10 protein-coding genes, 2 tRNA genes and 3 rRNA genes are annotated in these 17,292 nt (G+C 37.1%); 8 read left to right on the top strand and 7 right to left on the bottom strand.

All coding sequences use genetic code 11. The features are described from left to right. The first annotated feature begins 18 nt into the window (after window positions 1-18). From ilvB to ilvA, 8 genes are all read left to right on the top strand, one after another. The gene (gene ilvB / locus NSU06_RS04280) at window positions 19-1,737 is read left to right on the top strand and encodes a biosynthetic-type acetolactate synthase large subunit (RefSeq protein ID WP_049420692.1); all 1,719 of its coding nucleotides are present in this window, start codon (window positions 19-21) and stop codon (window positions 1,735-1,737) included. Continuing rightward, window positions 1,734-1,973, top strand: a complete 240-nt coding sequence (locus NSU06_RS04275; protein ID WP_017175291.1) for an ACT domain-containing protein — start codon at window positions 1,734-1,736, stop codon at window positions 1,971-1,973. Before ilvB ends, NSU06_RS04275 begins: the two co-directional genes overlap by 4 nt. A gap of 125 nt (window positions 1,974-2,098) precedes the next feature. Beyond that, the gene (gene ilvC, locus NSU06_RS04270; RefSeq protein ID WP_049382360.1) at window positions 2,099-3,109 is read left to right on the top strand and encodes a ketol-acid reductoisomerase; all 1,011 of its coding nucleotides are present in this window, start codon (window positions 2,099-2,101) and stop codon (window positions 3,107-3,109) included. Between the two features lie 13 nt (window positions 3,110-3,122). After that, window positions 3,123-4,655, top strand: coding sequence for a 2-isopropylmalate synthase (locus tag NSU06_RS04265; RefSeq protein ID WP_049379603.1), 1,533 nt, complete (start codon window positions 3,123-3,125; stop codon window positions 4,653-4,655). Next, window positions 4,655-5,698: a 3-isopropylmalate dehydrogenase gene (gene leuB / locus NSU06_RS04260; protein WP_017175293.1), complete on the top strand. Its 1,044-nt coding sequence runs from the start codon at window positions 4,655-4,657 to the stop codon at window positions 5,696-5,698. Before NSU06_RS04265 ends, leuB begins: the two co-directional genes overlap by 1 nt. 17 nt (window positions 5,699-5,715) lie before the next feature. After that, window positions 5,716-7,086, top strand: a complete 1,371-nt coding sequence (gene leuC / locus NSU06_RS04255) for a 3-isopropylmalate dehydratase large subunit (RefSeq protein ID WP_037541697.1) — start codon at window positions 5,716-5,718, stop codon at window positions 7,084-7,086. 3 nt (window positions 7,087-7,089) lie between these two features. Beyond that, window positions 7,090-7,659 (top strand): 3-isopropylmalate dehydratase small subunit, encoded by a 570-nt coding sequence (leuD, locus tag NSU06_RS04250; RefSeq protein WP_017175295.1) that lies wholly within the window; start codon window positions 7,090-7,092, stop codon window positions 7,657-7,659. Between the two features lie 12 nt (window positions 7,660-7,671). Beyond that, entirely contained in the window at window positions 7,672-8,940 is a 1,269-nt protein-coding gene (ilvA, locus tag NSU06_RS04245; RefSeq protein ID WP_019835771.1) for a threonine ammonia-lyase IlvA, read from the top strand. 168 nt (window positions 8,941-9,108) lie between these two features. On the opposite strand, the gene rrf is transcribed toward ilvA, so the two are convergent. From rrf to NSU06_RS04210, 7 genes are all read right to left on the bottom strand, one after another. Beyond that, a 5S ribosomal RNA gene (gene rrf, locus NSU06_RS04240) occupies window positions 9,109-9,223 on the bottom strand. 67 nt (window positions 9,224-9,290) lie between these two features. After that, a 23S ribosomal RNA gene (locus NSU06_RS04235) occupies window positions 9,291-12,212 on the bottom strand. Window positions 12,213-12,512: 300 nt separating this feature from the next. Beyond that, a 16S ribosomal RNA gene (locus NSU06_RS04230) occupies window positions 12,513-14,063 on the bottom strand. The 16S, 23S and 5S rRNA genes sit together here with 2 tRNA genes alongside, the layout of an rRNA operon. Window positions 14,064-14,183: 120 nt before the next feature. Next, window positions 14,184-14,257, bottom strand: a tRNA-Gly gene (locus NSU06_RS04225). Window positions 14,258-14,281: 24 nt separating this feature from the next. Next, window positions 14,282-14,367 (bottom strand) — tRNA-Leu (locus NSU06_RS04220). Between the two features lie 270 nt (window positions 14,368-14,637). Beyond that, complete coding sequence (locus NSU06_RS04215; RefSeq protein WP_017174802.1) at window positions 14,638-15,090, bottom strand: SprT family protein; 453 nt, start codon at window positions 15,088-15,090, stop codon at window positions 14,638-14,640. Beyond that, the gene (locus tag NSU06_RS04210) at window positions 15,083-17,230 is read right to left on the bottom strand and encodes a Tex family protein (protein ID WP_017174801.1); all 2,148 of its coding nucleotides are present in this window, start codon (window positions 17,228-17,230) and stop codon (window positions 15,083-15,085) included. Before NSU06_RS04210 ends, NSU06_RS04215 begins: the two co-directional genes overlap by 8 nt. Window positions 17,231-17,292: the final 62 nt, after the last annotated feature.

Raw genomic sequence — 17,292 nt, 5'->3', positions numbered from 1 at the left:
ATTTAAGGAGCGATAAATATGTCAAAAACAAAGGAAAGTAATAAACAAACTGAAACACTTACAACTCGAAGTGGTTCTGACTTATTAGTAGAAGCACTTGTACACGAAGATGTTGATTTCATTTTTGGATATCCAGGTGGCGCAGTTTTACCATTATACGATACATTTTATGATGAAAAAATTAAACATATTCTTGCACGTCATGAACAAGGTGCTACCCATGCCGCTGAAGGATACGCACGTGTTTCAGGCAAACCTGGTGTCGTCGTCGTAACAAGTGGTCCTGGAGCTACAAATGCTATCACTGGTATTACTGATGCTTATTGTGATTCTCTACCCTTAGTCGTATTTACCGGACAAGTGGCAACCCCTGGTATTGGTAAAGATGCATTCCAAGAAGCTGATTTATTATCAATGACGACACCAATTACAAAAGCTAATTACCAAGTTAAACATGTAAATGATATCCCTAGAATTGTTCACGAGGCATTCTATTTAGCAAATACTGGACGTAAAGGACCTGTAGTTATTGATTTCCCAAAAGATATGGGTGTTTTAACTTCTTCTGCTCCACTTGAAGAAAAAGTTCATTTACCTTCATATCAAGTAACTGAAAATCCAAATAAAGAAGATATTCAACAACTTTCTCAATATTTAAATCATGCAAAACAACCTGTTGTTTTAGCTGGAGCAGGTATCAATCACTCAAAATCAAATGCTTTATTAACCGAATTTGTTACTCACCATCAAATTCCTGTTGTTACAACTTTATTAGGTCTAGGTGCTATTCCATATGAAAATCCCCTTTTCCTTGGTATGGGCGGTATGCATGGCTCTTATGCAAGTAACATGGCACTCACTGAATGTGACTTACTCATTAATTTAGGTAGTCGATTTGATGATCGTTTGGCTAGTAATCCTAAGGAATTCGCACCAAATGCTAAAGTGGTACACATTGATATTGATGAATCAGAAATTAATAAAGTGATTCCTACAACACTCGGAATTGTTGCAGATTGTAAAAAAGTATTAGAAGCATTAGTTACTGAACATCAAAGTCATGCTACATACAAAGAATGGGTAGATCATTGTTTAGATAATAAATCAAAACATCCATTTAAGTACAAAGAAGCTAATGATACATTTTGTCGTCCACAAGAAGCGATTGAATATATTGGTAAAATCACAAATGGTGAAGCCATCATCACTACAGATGTAGGTCAGCATCAAATGTGGTCAGCACAATTTTATCCGTTTAAACATCATAGTCAATGGGTTACAAGTGGTGGATTAGGAACAATGGGATTCGGTATTCCTTCAGCAATTGGTGCACAACTCGCAGCTCCAGATAAAACAGTTATTTGTTTTGTAGGTGATGGTGGATTCCAAATGACCAATCAAGAAATGGCGTTATTACCTGAATATCATCTAAATGTAAAAATTGTTTTAATTAACAACGGTACATTAGGAATGGTAAAACAATGGCAAGATAAATTCTTTAATCAACGTTTTTCACATTCTGTTTTCAATGATCAACCAGATTTTATTAAAATGGCTGAAGCTTACGGTGTTAAAAGCTTCTTAATCGATCACCCTAATAAATTAAAAGCGCAATTAGATGAAGCTTTTAATTATGAAGGTCCTGCTTTAATTGAAGTAAGAATTTCTCCAGCAGAACCTGTAAACCCTATGATTCCTAGTGGTAAAGCTAATCATGAAATGGAGGGCCTAGAATGAACCGAACTTTAAAATTAAAAGTAGCTGACCAAGTCAGTACGTTAAATCGAATCACAAGTGCTTTTGTAAGATTACAGTACAATATCAATGAATTATATGTAAAACCTGCTAGTGAAGATGGCATATCTGATATGACAATCAAAGTTCATATTGAGGATGAAGATGTATATCGAATTTTAATTACTAAATTAAAAAAACAAGTCAGTGTTATTAATGTTGAAGATGTGAATGATTAATTCTTAGATGATGCGCTAGCATTTTACATCAATTATCATATTTAATGTCTAACATCATAAAGTTAATTATTACCTTTTTAATATTCGCAATTTTTGAAATTTTTTAACTAATGGAGGAAAGTATTATGACAAAAGTTTATTATGATCAATCAGTAGAAAAAGATGCACTACAAGGTAAAAAAATCGCTATTATCGGTTACGGTTCTCAAGGCCATGCACATGCTCAAAACCTTAAAGATAACGGTTACGACGTAAGAGTTGGTATTCGTCCAGGTAATTCATTTAATAAAGCTAAAGAAGATGGATTAGATGTTTATCCAGTGGCTGAAGCAGTTAAACAAGCAGACGTTATTATGGTATTACTTCCTGATGAAATTCAAGGTAATGTATATAAAAATGAAATTGCTCCAAATTTAGAAGCTGGTAATGCATTAGCTTTTGCACATGGATTTAATATTCATTTTAACGTCATCGAACCACCTAAAGATGTAGATGTCTTCTTAGTAGCACCTAAAGGCCCTGGTCATCTAGTAAGACGTACATTTGTTGAAGGTTCAGCTGTGCCAGCATTATTTGGTGTTCAACAAGATGCTACAGGTCATGCACGTGATATTGCTTTAAGTTATGCAAAAGGTATTGGTGCTACACGTGCTGGTGTTATTGAAACAACATTTAAAGAAGAAACTGAAACTGACTTATTCGGTGAACAAGCTGTACTTTGTGGGGGAATTCATAAACTGATTCAAAGTGGTTTCGAGACATTAGTGGAAGCTGGATATCAAAAAGAATTAGCATATTTTGAAGTACTACATGAAATGAAACTTATCGTTGATTTAATGTATGAAGGCGGTATGGAAAATGTACGTTATTCAATTTCAAATACTGCTGAATTTGGTGACTACGTATCTGGTCCACGTGTCATTACTCCAGATGTTAAAGATAATATGAAAGAAGTACTTAAAGATATTCAAAATGGTAATTTCGCTAATCGCTTTGTTAAAGATAACGAAAATGGATTTAAAGAATTTTATGAATTACGTGAACAACAACATGGTCATGAAATTGAAGCAGTGGGTCGTGAACTAAGAAAAATGATGCCATTCATTAAATCTAAAAGCATTCAAAATAAAATGTAAGGAGATGTTAAAAATGGAAAGCCATATTCAAATATTTGATACAACGTTAAGAGATGGAGAGCAAACACCTGGTGTGAATTTTTCATTTGATGAACGTTTAAGTATTGCTAAGCAACTTGAAAAATGGGGAGTCGATGTTATTGAAGCAGGCTTTCCCGCTTCAAGTACTGGAAGTTTTAAATCTGTAGAAGCAATCTCTAAAGCATTAACTACCACTGCAGTGTGTGGATTAGCAAGATGTAAAAAATCTGATATTGATGCTGTATATGAAGCAACAAAATGTGCTGCTAAACCACGTGTTCATGTATTTATTGCTACTTCCCCTATTCATTTAGAGCATAAGCTAAAAATGACTCAAGAAGAAGTCTTAGAATCAATTAAGGAACATGTCAGTTATGCTAAATCATTATTCGATGTAGTACAATTCTCACCAGAAGATGCATCAAGAACAGATCAAGCATTCCTTATAAAATCTGTTCAAACAGCTGTTGATGCTGGAGCTACAATAATCAATATTCCAGATACTGTTGGATATAGCTATCCAAGTGAATATGGTGCTATTTTTAAATCTCTTATTACAAATGTTAAATCAGAAAAAGAAATTATTTATAGTGCACATTGTCATGATGATTTGGGTATGGCAGTAGCAAATAGCTTAGCTGCAATTGAAAATGGCGCGAAACGCATTGAAGGTACTGTAAATGGTATTGGTGAACGTGCAGGTAATACTGCATTAGAAGAAATTGCATTAGCACTATACGTTCGCAAAGCTCATTATGGTATTGAAACAAAATTAAAATTAGAGCAAACTAAATTGACTTCAGATTTAATTTCTAGATATGCAGGCATTCGAGTTCCAAGAAATAAAGCCATTGTTGGTCAAAATGCTTTCAGTCATGAATCAGGTATTCATCAAGATGGTGTTCTTAAAAATCCTGAAACGTACGAAATCATGACGCCTCAACTTGTTGGAATAAGCAAAAACGAATTACCTTTAGGCAAACTTTCTGGTAAACATGCTTTTGCTGAAAAACTTAAAACGTTAGGTTATGACATTGAACCTAAACAACAAATCGAGTTATTCAAACAATTTAAAGCAGTAGCAGATAAGAAAAAATCAGTATCTGACCGAGATATTCATGCGATTATTCAAGGTTCTGAACATGAACAAAATGCAATTTATCAAGTAGAAACTTTGCAATTACAATATGTTTCAAATGGTCTACAAAGCGCTGTTGTTGTCATTAAAGATAAAAAAGGTCATATTTATCAAGATTCAAGCATTGGTACAGGATCAATTGTTGCAATTTACAATGCTGTTGATCGTATTTTTAAAAAGGATAGTGAACTCATCGATTATAGAATTGATTCAGTTACTGAAGGTACAGATGCACAAGCTGAGGTTCATGTTGAGCTTGTTATTGAAAATCAACATGTTAATGGTATAGGTATCGATCATGATATACTTCAAGCTTCTTGTAAAGCATATGTAGAAGCTCATGCTAAATATATTGCCCAAGATTTAGAGAAAGTAGGTAATAAATAATGACATATAAAATTGTTGCTTTACCCGGAGATGGCATCGGACCTGAAATTTTAAATGGAAGTTTAGAGTTATTAGAAATAATAAGTAAGAAATACAATTTCACCTATAATTTAAAAAGTTATGATTTTGGAGGAGCCGCCATTGATACACATGGCACTCCCCTTCCTAATGAAACACTCTCTGCCTGTCAAGAAGCAGATGCGATTTTATTAGGAGCAGTTGGAGGACCAAAATGGACAGATCCTAATAATCGTCCAGAACAAGGATTATTAGCGTTACGTAAAAAGTTAGGCTTATTTGCTAATATTCGTCCTACTAAAGTGACTGAAGGTACCAGTCAATTTTCACCTTTAAAAGAAGAGCGTGTTAAACATACAGACTTAGTTATAGTTCGTGAATTAACGAGTGGCATTTATTTTGGTGAACCTAGACATATGAATCATTCTGAAGCATTAGATTCTCTCACTTATACTAAAGCTGAAATAGAACGTATTGCTAAAGTTGCATTTGAATTAGCACGTACTCGTAGTAAAAAAGTAACTTCTGTAGATAAAGAGAATGTCCTTGCTTCAAGTAAACTTTGGAGAAAAACTGTTACTGAAGTAAGCAAGTCTTATCCGGACATCGAATTAAATCATTTACTCGTTGATGCGTGTAGTATGCATTTAATTACTCATCCTTCACAATTCGACGTCATTGTTACTGAAAATCTCTTTGGTGATATTTTAAGTGATGAAGCTTCAGTAATACCTGGTTCACTCGGTTTATCACCTTCGGCAAGTTTTAGTGAACACGGTACTAGACTTTATGAACCTATTCATGGTTCAGCGCCTGACATTGCTCATCAAAATCTTGCTAATCCATTTGGAATGGTATTGTCACTAGCAATGTGTTTAAGAGAAAGTTTAAATCAAAGTGTCGCAGCAGAAGAATTAGAACATGCTGTATATCATTTAATTAAAATTGGTAAAACAACAAAAGATCTTGGAGGACACTATAAAACTTCAGACATCTTTGAGTTACTAAAAAAAAGTTATCAATAAAGGGAGGTACATAAATAATGGCTCAAACATTATTTGATAAAGTTTGGAATAAACATGTCTTAACTGGTAAAGAAGGCGAACCTCAACTCTTATACATAGATTTGCATCTTATACATGAAGTGACCTCTCCTCAAGCTTTTGAAGGATTAAGACTTCAAAAAAGACAACTTAGACGTCCAGATTTAACCTTTGCAACTCTTGATCATAATGTTCCTACAATCGATATATTTAATATTAGAGATGAAATTGCTAATAAACAGATTACGACTTTACAGAAAAACGCCAAAGATTTTGGTGTACATATTTTTGATATGGGTTCAGATGAGCAAGGTATCGTTCATATGGTAGGTCCTGAAACTGGATTAACACAACCAGGTAAGACAATCGTATGTGGTGATTCACATACAGCAACTCACGGGGCATTTGGTGCTATTGCTTTTGGCATTGGAACAAGTGAAGTAGAACATGTTTTTGCAACTCAAACATTATGGCAAACAAAACCTAAAAATCTTAAAATTGAAGTTTCAGGTAAATTACAACCAGGTGTGTATGCTAAAGATATTATTTTACATTTAATCAATCAACATGGTGTAGATTTCGGAACAGGCTATGCACTTGAGTTTACTGGAGAAACCATTCAATCACTATCCATGGAGGGTCGAATGACAATTTGTAACATGGCAATTGAAGGTGGAGCTAAATACGGTATTATTCAACCGGATGAAACTACATTTGAATACATCAAAGGTCGACCATATGCACAGAACTTTAATCAATCTATTGGAGAATGGCAGAAACTATATTCAGATGAAGATGCTCATTTTGACAAAGTGATTACACTTGATGTAACCAATTTAGAACCTCAAGTGACATGGGGCACAAATCCAGAGATGGGTGTGAATTTTAGTTCTCCATTCCCAGAAATTCAAAATATTAATGATGAACGTGCATACAACTATATGGGACTAAAACCTGGTCAAAAAGCAGAAGATATCGATTTAGGTTATGTCTTTTTAGGTTCATGTACTAATGCTCGCCTATCAGATTTGATAGAAGCAAGCCATATCGTAAAAGGAAAAAAAGTACATCCTAAAATTACTGCTATTGTTGTTCCTGGCTCACGTACAGTAAAAAAAGAAGCAGAATCTCTAGGGTTAGACAAAGTATTTAAAGAAGCAGGCTTTGAATGGAGAGAACCTGGATGTTCCATGTGCTTAGGAATGAATCCTGACCAAGTACCAGAAGGTGTCCATTGTGCCTCAACAAGTAATCGAAATTTTGAGGGTCGACAAGGTAAAGGTGCACGTACACATCTTGTTTCTCCGGCTATGGCTGCAGCCGCAGCAATAAATGGTAAATTCGTTGACGTAAGAAAGGTGGTTGTATAAGTAATGGATATTCAACCTATCACCCAATACACAGGTAAAGTAGTCCCTTTGTTTAACGACAATATTGATACAGATCAAATTATTCCAAAAGTTCATCTTAAACGAATTACTAAAACTGGTTTTGGACCCTTTGCTTTTGATGAATGGCGTTATTTACCTGATGGATCAGATAATCCGGATTTTAATCTAAACAAACCAAAATATAAAGGTGCTTCAATTCTTATTACTGGAGACAACTTTGGTTGTGGTTCAAGTCGTGAACATGCTGCTTGGGCTTTAAAAGATTTTGGCTTTAATATTATTATTGCTGGTGGTTTTAGCGATATCTTCTATATGAATTGTACAAAAAATGGAATGTTACCTATTGTTTTAAATGAACAATCTAGAAAATATCTAGCCGATCAAAATAATATAACGGTTGATTTACCAAATCAAACTGTGTCAGCAAATCATCAATCTTTCCACTTTGATATAGATGAAACTTGGAAAGATAAACTTATAAATGGATTAGATGATATTGCTATTACATTAAAATATGAAGAATTAATAGAGAAATATGAGAAAACAATGTAAGGATGATAACAAATGGTTTTAAAGACAACGGTAACAGCTACTGATGTAGACGAAGCTTATTTACGTATAAAAGATGTTGTGAAAGAAACACCATTACAATATGATCATTATCTTTCACAAAAATATAATTGTAATGTTTATTTAAAAAGAGAAGACTTGCAATGGGTACGCTCATTTAAATTGCGTGGTGCTTATAACGCTATTTCAGTATTAGACACACAAGCTAAATCAAAAGGTATTACTTGCGCAAGTGCTGGTAATCATGCCCAAGGAGTAGCTTATACTGCTAAAGCATTAAATTTAAAAGCTGTTATCTTTATGCCAGTGACAACCCCTCTTCAAAAAGTAAATCAAGTTAAATTCTTCGGTGCAGAAAATGTAGAAATCGTTCTAACTGGCGATACATTTGATGATTGTTTAAAAGAAGCTTTAGTTTATACAGATGAGCATCATATGACATTTATTGATCCATTCAACAATGTTTATACTATCGCTGGTCAAGGGACATTAGCAAAAGAAATTTTATTAGAAGCAAAAAAAGAAAAGATTCAATTTGATTATCTCTTTGCAGCTATTGGAGGCGGAGGTCTAATATCCGGTGTAAGTACATATATGCATGAACATAGTCCACATACACAAATCATTGGCGTCGAACCTGCCGGAGCAAGTAGTATGTATGAATCAGTAGTAGTTCAAAATAAAGTTGTAACTTTAGAACATATAGATAAATTTGTTGATGGCGCTTCAGTAGCACGTGTTGGTGATATTACCTTTAATATTGTCAAACAATACGTCAACGACTACTTACAAATTGATGAAGGCGCAGTATGTTCTACAATTTTAGATATGTACTCTAAACAAGCAATAGTAGCAGAACCAGCAGGTGCATTAAGTGTATCAGCTCTTGAATTTTATAAAGACAATATTATAGGAAAAACTGTAGTATGCGTAGTCAGTGGTGGAAATAATGATATTAATCGTATGAAAGAAATTGAAGAACGTTCACTTTTATATGAAGAAATGAAACATTATTTCATTTTAAATTTCCCTCAACGTCCAGGAGCTTTAAAAGAATTTGTTAATGATGTTTTAGGTCCTCAAGATGATATTACTAAATTTGAATATCTAAAAAAAGCTTCTCAAAATACGGGTACTGTTATTATTGGCATTCAGTTAAATAATCATCAAGATTTAGAACAATTAAAACATAATGTCGATGAATTTGATCCATCAAATATTTATATTAATGAAAATAAAATGTTGTATTCATTATTAATTTGAAATAATATTAAAAACTTCTTCAGTATATTATTGAAGAAGTTTTATCATTTTTTAGTTTAATACATTTACTCCTCAATTCATTAGTTTCAAAAGATTTATCTAAATTTCGACATAAAAAAAGAGACCTCACGGTCTCAATATCAGCTCATCGCATCCATACAATGATTTGCCTGGCAACGTCCTACTCTAGCGGAACGTCAGTCCAACTACCATCGGCGCTAAGGAGCTTAACTTCTGTGTTCGGCATGGGAACAGGTGTGACCTCCTTGCCATTGTCACCAGACAAATGAATGATTATACATTCAAAACTAGATAGTAAGTAAAGATTTGCGTCGCAAAACTTGAAAAAATTGATTAAGTCTTCGATCGATTAGTATTCGTCAGCTCCACGTGTCACCACGCTTCCACCTCGAACCTATTAACCTCATCATCTCTGAGGGATCTTATAACCGAAGTTGGGAAATCTCATCTTGAGGGGGGCTTCATGCTTAGATGCTTTCAGCACTTATCCCGTCCATACATAGCTACCCAGCTATGCCGTTGGCACGACAACTGGTACACCAGAGGTATGTCCATCCCGGTCCTCTCGTACTAAGGACAGCTCCTCTCAAATTTCCTACGCCCACGACGGATAGGGACCGAACTGTCTCACGACGTTCTGAACCCAGCTCGCGTACCGCTTTAATGGGCGAACAGCCCAACCCTTGGGACCGACTACAGCCCCAGGATGCGATGAGCCGACATCGAGGTGCCAAACCTCCCCGTCGATGTGAACTCTTGGGGGAGATAAGCCTGTTATCCCCGGGGTAGCTTTTATCCGTTGAGCGATGGCCCTTCCATGCGGAACCACCGGATCACTAAGTCCGTCTTTCGACCCTGCTCGACTTGTAGGTCTCGCAGTCAAGCTCCCTTATGCCTTTACACTCTATGAATGATTTCCAACCATTCTGAGGGAACCTTTGAGCGCCTCCGTTACCTTTTAGGAGGCGACCGCCCCAGTCAAACTGCCCGCCTGACACTGTCTCCCACCACGATAAGTGGTGCGGGTTAGAAAGCCAACACAGCTAGGGTAGTATCCCACCAACGCCTCCACGTAAGCTAGCGCTCACGTTTCAAAGGCTCCTACCTATCCTGTACAAGCTGTGCCGAATTTCAATATCAGGCTACAGTAAAGCTCCACGGGGTCTTTCCGTCCTGTCGCGGGTAACCTGCATCTTCACAGGTACTATGATTTCACCGAGTCTCTCGTTGAGACAGTGCCCAAATCGTTACGCCTTTCGTGCGGGTCGGAACTTACCCGACAAGGAATTTCGCTACCTTAGGACCGTTATAGTTACGGCCGCCGTTTACTGGGGCTTCGATTCGTAGCTTCGCAGAAGCTAACCACTCCTCTTAACCTTCCAGCACCGGGCAGGCGTCAGCCCCTATACATCACCTTACGGTTTAGCAGAGACCTGTGTTTTTGATAAACAGTCGCTTGGGCCTATTCACTGCGGCTCTTCTGGGCTTGCACCCTAAAGAGCACCCCTTCTCCCGAAGTTACGGGGTCATTTTGCCGAGTTCCTTAACGAGAGTTCGCTCGCTCACCTTAGAATTCTCATCTTGACTACCTGTGTCGGTTTGCGGTACGGGCACCTAATCTCTATCTAGAGGCTTTTCTCGGCAGTGTGAAATCAACGACTCGAGGAAACAATTTCCTCTCCCCATCACAGCTCAATCTTAAGAGTGCCGGATTTGCCTAACACTCAATCTCACTGCTTAGACGTACAATCCAATCGTACGCTTCGCCTATCCTACTGCGTCCCCCCATCGATTAAAACGATTATAGGTGGTACAGGAATATCAACCTGTTATCCATCGCCTACGCCTGTCGGCCTCAGCTTAGGACCCGACTAACCCAGAGCGGACGAGCCTTCCTCTGGAAACCTTAGTCAATCGGTGGACGGGATTCTCACCCGTCTTTCGCTACTCACACCGGCATTCTCACTTCTAAGCGCTCCACATGTCCTTGCGATCATGCTTCAACGCCCTTAGAACGCTCTCCTACCATTGTCCAAAGGACAATCCACAGCTTCGGTAATATGTTTAGCCCCGGTACATTTTCGGCGCAGTGTCACTCGACTAGTGAGCTATTACGCACTCTTTAAATGATGGCTGCTTCTAAGCCAACATCCTAGTTGTCTGGGCAACGCCACATCCTTTTCCACTTAACATATATTTTGGGACCTTAGCTGGTGGTCTGGGCTGTTTCCCTTTCGAACACGGACCTTATCACCCATGTTCTGACTCCCAAGTTAAATTAATTGGCATTCGGAGTTTGTCTGAATTCGGTAACCCGAGAGGGGCCCCTCGTCCAAACAGTGCTCTACCTCCAATAATCATCACTTGAGGCTAGCCCTAAAGCTATTTCGGAGAGAACCAGCTATCTCCAAGTTCGATTGGAATTTCTCCGCTACCCACAGTTCATCCGCTCACTTTTCAACGTAAGTCGGTTCGGTCCTCCATTCAGTGTTACCTGAACTTCAACCTGACCATGGGTAGATCACCTGGTTTCGGGTCTACGACCAAATACTATACGCCCTATTCAGACTCGCTTTCGCTACGGCTCCACATTTTCTGCTTAACCTTGCATCAGATCGTAACTCGCCGGTTCATTCTACAAAAGGCACGCCATCACCCATTAACGGGCTCTGACTACTTGTAAGCACACGGTTTCAAGTTCTCTTTCACTCCCCTTCCGGGGTACTTTTCACCTTTCCCTCACGGTACTGGTTCACTATCGGTCACTAGAGAGTATTTAGCCTTAGGAGATGGTCCTCCCAGATTCCGACGGAATTTCACGTGCTCCGTCGTACTCAGGATCCACTCAAGAGAGAATATATTTTCAACTACAGGATTATTACCTTCTTTGATTCAACTTTCCAGATGATTCGTTTAATATATTCCTTTGTAACTCCGTATAGAGTGTCCTACAACCCCAATAAGCAAGCTTATTGGTTTGGGCTCTTCCCGTTTCGCTCGCCGCTACTCAGGGAATCGAATTTTCTTTCTCTTCCTCCGGGTACTAAGATGTTTCAGTTCTCCGGGTCTGCCTTCTGACAAGCTATGAATTCACTTGTCGATAACACAACATAACTTGTGCTGGGTTCCCCCATTCGGAAATCTCTGGATCAACGCTTACTTACAGCTACCCAAAGCATATCGTCGTTAGTAACGTCCTTCATCGGCTTCTAGTGCCAAGGCATCCACCGTGCGCCCTTAATAACTTAATCTAATATAGTTATTAATCTGTGAGTGTTCTTTCGAACACTAGCGATTATTTTTTATGAATTCAAGCTTATTTAAAACTCTATTCACTCGGTTTTGCTTGGTAAAATCTATTTACTTACTTATCTAGTTTTCAATGTACAATGTCATTAATTAATAATCACAATTAAGTATTATAACAAAATATAATAGTCAATGCAATATTCAATTAATCATGAATGTTTAAAAATAAACATTCAAAACTGAATACAATATGCCACGTTATTCCGTATCATCTCTACGAGATGTTCCGAATATATCCTTAGAAAGGAGGTGATCCAGCCGCACCTTCCGATACGGCTACCTTGTTACGACTTCACCCCAATCATTTGTCCCACCTTCGACGGCTAGCTCCAAATGGTTACTCCACCGGCTTCGGGTGTTACAAACTCTCGTGGTGTGACGGGCGGTGTGTACAAGACCCGGGAACGTATTCACCGTAGCATGCTGATCTACGATTACTAGCGATTCCAGCTTCATGTAGTCGAGTTGCAGACTACAATCCGAACTGAGAACAACTTTATGGGATTTGCTTGACCTCGCGGTTTCGCTGCCCTTTGTATTGTCCATTGTAGCACGTGTGTAGCCCAAATCATAAGGGGCATGATGATTTGACGTCATCCCCACCTTCCTCCGGTTTGTCACCGGCAGTCAACTTAGAGTGCCCAACTTAATGATGGCAACTAAGCTTAAGGGTTGCGCTCGTTGCGGGACTTAACCCAACATCTCACGACACGAGCTGACGACAACCATGCACCACCTGTCACTTTGTCCCCCGAAGGGGAAACTTCTATCTCTAGAAGGGTCAAAGGATGTCAAGATTTGGTAAGGTTCTTCGCGTTGCTTCGAATTAAACCACATGCTCCACCGCTTGTGCGGGTCCCCGTCAATTCCTTTGAGTTTCAACCTTGCGGTCGTACTCCCCAGGCGGAGTGCTTAATGCGTTAGCTGCAGCACTAAGGGGCGGAAACCCCCTAACACTTAGCACTCATCGTTTACGGCGTGGACTACCAGGGTATCTAATCCTGTTTGATCCCCACGCTTTCGCACATCAGCGTCAGTTACAGACCAGAAAGTCGCCTTCGCCACTGGTGTTCCTCCATATCTCTGCGCATTTCACCGCTACACATGGAATTCCACTTTCCTCTTCTGCACTCAAGTTTTCCAGTTTCCAATGACCCTCCACGGTTGAGCCGTGGGCTTTCACATCAGACTTAAAAAACCGCCTACGCGCGCTTTACGCCCAATAATTCCGGATAACGCTTGCCACCTACGTATTACCGCGGCTGCTGGCACGTAGTTAGCCGTGGCTTTCTGATTAGGTACCGTCAAGACGTGCACAGTTACTTACACGTTTGTTCTTCCCTAATAACAGAGTTTTACGATCCGAAGACCTTCATCACTCACGCGGCGTTGCTCCGTCAGGCTTTCGCCCATTGCGGAAGATTCCCTACTGCTGCCTCCCGTAGGAGTCTGGACCGTGTCTCAGTTCCAGTGTGGCCGATCACCCTCTCAGGTCGGCTACGTATCGTTGCCTTGGTAAGCCGTTACCTTACCAACTAGCTAATACGGCGCAGGTCCATCTATAAGTGATAGCAAAGCCATCTTTCACTATCGAACCATGCGGTTCGAAATATTATCCGGTATTAGCTCCGGTTTCCCGAAGTTATCCCAGTCTTATAGGTAGGTTACCTACGTGTTACTCACCCGTCCGCCGCTAACGTCAAAGGAGCAAGCTCCTCGTCTGTTCGCTCGACTTGCATGTATTAGGCACGCCGCCAGCGTTCATCCTGAGCCAGGATCAAACTCTCCATAAAAATTTATGATGTTTGATTAGCTCATAATACTAAATAGTGTTTGTAACATTTAAGTTACTTTATTGGAATTAACGTTGACATATTGTCATTCAGTTTTCAATGTTCATTTAAAATTTATAATGGAGCGGGTGATGGGAATCGAACCCACAACATCAGCTTGGAAGGCTGAGGTTTTGCCATTAAACTACACCCGCAATATATAATGATTGGAATTGATTTGGTGCGGCCGAGAGGACTTGAACCTCCACGGGATTTCTCCCACTAGGCCCTCAACCTAGCGCGTCTGCCATTCCGCCACGACCGCTGGCAAAACGCAATAATCTATTGATTATCGAGAACAGTATTTATTGTAAATGATTTGTAATAAAAAGTCAATAACTTTTTAATATTATTTTAAACAAATTTACTATTTTTTAATGTTTACGTCATTCATTAATACAACGATAACTATAATACATACTTTTTAAACATAAGTCAATAGTTTTTATTAAAAAGTTTAAAAACCTACAACATTGTAGGTTTTTAAAGGACATTGTTATATTAGTAAAGTCTTATTGTTCATATTTAAATTTATTTATAAATACATCTTTAATTTCAATTTACTTCCACATTTACCACATCTCATTTTATCAGTATTAACTTTTCTAATTCTTAGATATGTAGTTTTACATTTACAACATTGATATATATAATTTGCTCTTTCTTCATAGCTTTGAATCGGCTGACAAAATCTTGGTGCTTGAACTTTATTGCTTAGCATTTTAAAGTCATGATCCTTATGTTGATAACCTTTTCCGGATAAATGTAAATGATAATGACATAGTTCATGCTTTATGATATTTATTAAAGCCTCTTTTCCAAAACGAGAAAATTGCTTCGGATTAATCTCAATATGGTGTGTAGATAATACATATCGTCCGCCTGTTGTTCGTAATCGAGAATTAAAATACGCTTTATGTTTAAAAGGTTGTTTAAAATACTCAAGTGAAGTTGTTTCTACTAACTTTTGAAGCATTTTATTATTCATTAGGATTAATCATAGTCAATGATACTTTTTCTTTATTTTTATCAATATTTAAAATCCAAACATCAACTATATCTCCTACACTAATAACATCCATAGGATTTTTAACATATTTCTTTGATAATTTTGAAATGTGAACTAAACCATCTTGTTTAACACCTATATCTACAAATGCTCCAAAATCTACTACATTTCTAACCGTTCCACTTAACTTCATACCTTTAGACAAGTCTTCGATTGATAATATGTCAGATTTTAACTGTGGTGTTTCATAGCTATCACGAGGATCACGATTTGGCGCTTTAAGAGATTTTATAATATCTTCTAGTGTTGGTTTGCCTATTCCAATTTCGTTTGATTTTTCTTCAATATTAATATCGCTAAGTGTTTGTTTAAGTTTATCTGAACCTAAATCATCAATTGATAGTTGTAAACTTTCTAAAAACTGATATGTCGCTTGATAACTTTCTGGATGAATAGATGTATTATCTAATGGTTCTTTACCATTAACTATTCTTAAAAATCCGATACTTTGTTCAAACGTTTTACTACCCAAACGTTTTACTTTGCTTATTTCGGAATGATGCTTTATAGATCCATTTTCTTCACGATAATCAATTATATTTTGAGCAATGGTACTTGATAATCCCGAAACATATTGAAGTAAAGATTTTGAAGCGGTATTTACATCTACACCTACTTGGTTAACTGCAGTTTCTACGACAAATGTGAGAGCTTGTTCAAGTTCTTTTTGGTTTACATCATGTTGATACTGTCCTACTCCAATAGATTTAGGATCAATTTTCACTAATTCACTAAGCGGATCTTGCACACGTCTACCAATAGACACTGCACTTCGTTCTTCAACTTGAAACTCTGGAAATTCATTTCTTGCTATTTCAGAAGCAGAATATACAGAAGCTCCTGCTTCATTTACGATAATAAATTGAGCATTTAGTTGATATTTTTTTATTACATTTGCTACAAATTGTTCCGTTTCACGACTTGCTGTACCATTACCAATTGCAATTAATTCAACATTATTTTCAGTTATCATTCTAACTAATTCTTTTTCTGCCAATTCTATTTTAGATTTTGGAGGATGAGGATATATAACACTTTTAGCAATAAATGTTCCAAAAGGATTAATAACAGCTAATTTACATCCAGTTCTAAATGCTGGATCGACACCTAAAATTTGTTTACCTTTCATAGGAGGCTGTAATAATAAATGTTTTAAATTTTCACTAAACACTTCTATAGCGTGATGCTCTGCTTTTTCAGTTAAATCATTTCGAATTTCTCTTTCAATTGAAGGCAAGATTAAACGTTTTAAACTGTCTTTAATTGCAGACTCAATATATTCAACTAGTTGATGAGCTTTTTTTACTTCTTGCGATTGTATAAATGTTTCTATTGAAGTAGTATCAAATTCAATTTTAATTGACAATACTTTTTCTTTTTCTCCACGATTCATTGCTAAAATTCGATGATTAACTATTCTTTTTATAGGCTCAGAATAATCATAGTACATACTAAATATCTCTTTTTCATCATTTGCTTGTTTTTTCTTTGTTGTCACAATCTTTCCTTGATAATAAACGTCTTTAAGTAAACGTTGTCGATACTTAGGATTATCCGAAATACGTTCAGCAATAATATCTTGAGCACCTTGAATTGCCTCATCAACTGTTTTAACTTCTTCACTTAAATATTTTCTAGCTTCTTCATTTACATTCATACTTTGTCCTTCTATTAAAAAGTGAGCTAATGGTGCTAATCCTTTTCGTTTTGCTTCAGTTGCTCTAGTTTTCTTTTTTTGTTTAAAAGGACGATATAAATCTTCTACACGTTGTAATTTTGTTTGTTGAAGAATGTCTTGCTTTAATTCATCAGTAAGTAAACCTTGTTGTTCAATATTATGTATAACTTCTTCTTTACGTTTTTGAAGATGCGCTACATATTGATATTCATCAGATATTTGTTTAATTTGAACCTCATCTAAACCACCAGTTGCTTCTTTTCGATATCTGGCAATAAAAGGTACTGTGTTATTTTCCTCTAATAGATTTAATACAGCTATGACTTGTTTTTCTAAAAATTGATATTTTTTTACAATATCATTAATTAATGTCTTTTCCATGTTATAACCACTCTTTGTATATAAATTCTCTTTAATTTTAACATATCTTTATTTTTACATTA

The organism is Staphylococcus sp. FSL W8-1270 (assembly GCF_038007165.1).
GTDB classification, from domain to species: Bacteria; Bacillota; Bacilli; order Staphylococcales; family Staphylococcaceae; genus Staphylococcus; species Staphylococcus hominis.
The sequence above is the reverse complement of the archived record's forward strand: the minus strand, read 5'-3'. Positions and strand labels throughout refer to the sequence as shown.

Coding starts and splice junctions, on each gene's coding strand:
- ilvB (WP_049420692.1), top strand. CDS start 19: ATGTCAAAAACAAAGGAAAGTAATAAACAAACTGAAACACTTACAACT.
- NSU06_RS04275 (WP_017175291.1), top strand. CDS start 1,734: ATGAACCGAACTTTAAAATTAAAAGTAGCTGACCAAGTCAGTACGTTA.
- ilvC (WP_049382360.1), top strand. CDS start 2,099: ATGACAAAAGTTTATTATGATCAATCAGTAGAAAAAGATGCACTACAA.
- NSU06_RS04265 (WP_049379603.1), top strand. CDS start 3,123: ATGGAAAGCCATATTCAAATATTTGATACAACGTTAAGAGATGGAGAG.
- leuB (WP_017175293.1), top strand. CDS start 4,655: ATGACATATAAAATTGTTGCTTTACCCGGAGATGGCATCGGACCTGAA.
- leuC (WP_037541697.1), top strand. CDS start 5,716: ATGGCTCAAACATTATTTGATAAAGTTTGGAATAAACATGTCTTAACT.
- leuD (WP_017175295.1), top strand. CDS start 7,090: ATGGATATTCAACCTATCACCCAATACACAGGTAAAGTAGTCCCTTTG.
- ilvA (WP_019835771.1), top strand. CDS start 7,672: ATGGTTTTAAAGACAACGGTAACAGCTACTGATGTAGACGAAGCTTAT.
- NSU06_RS04215 (WP_017174802.1), bottom strand. CDS start 15,090: ATGAATAATAAAATGCTTCAAAAGTTAGTAGAAACAACTTCACTTGAG.
- NSU06_RS04210 (WP_017174801.1), bottom strand. CDS start 17,230: ATGGAAAAGACATTAATTAATGATATTGTAAAAAAATATCAATTTTTA.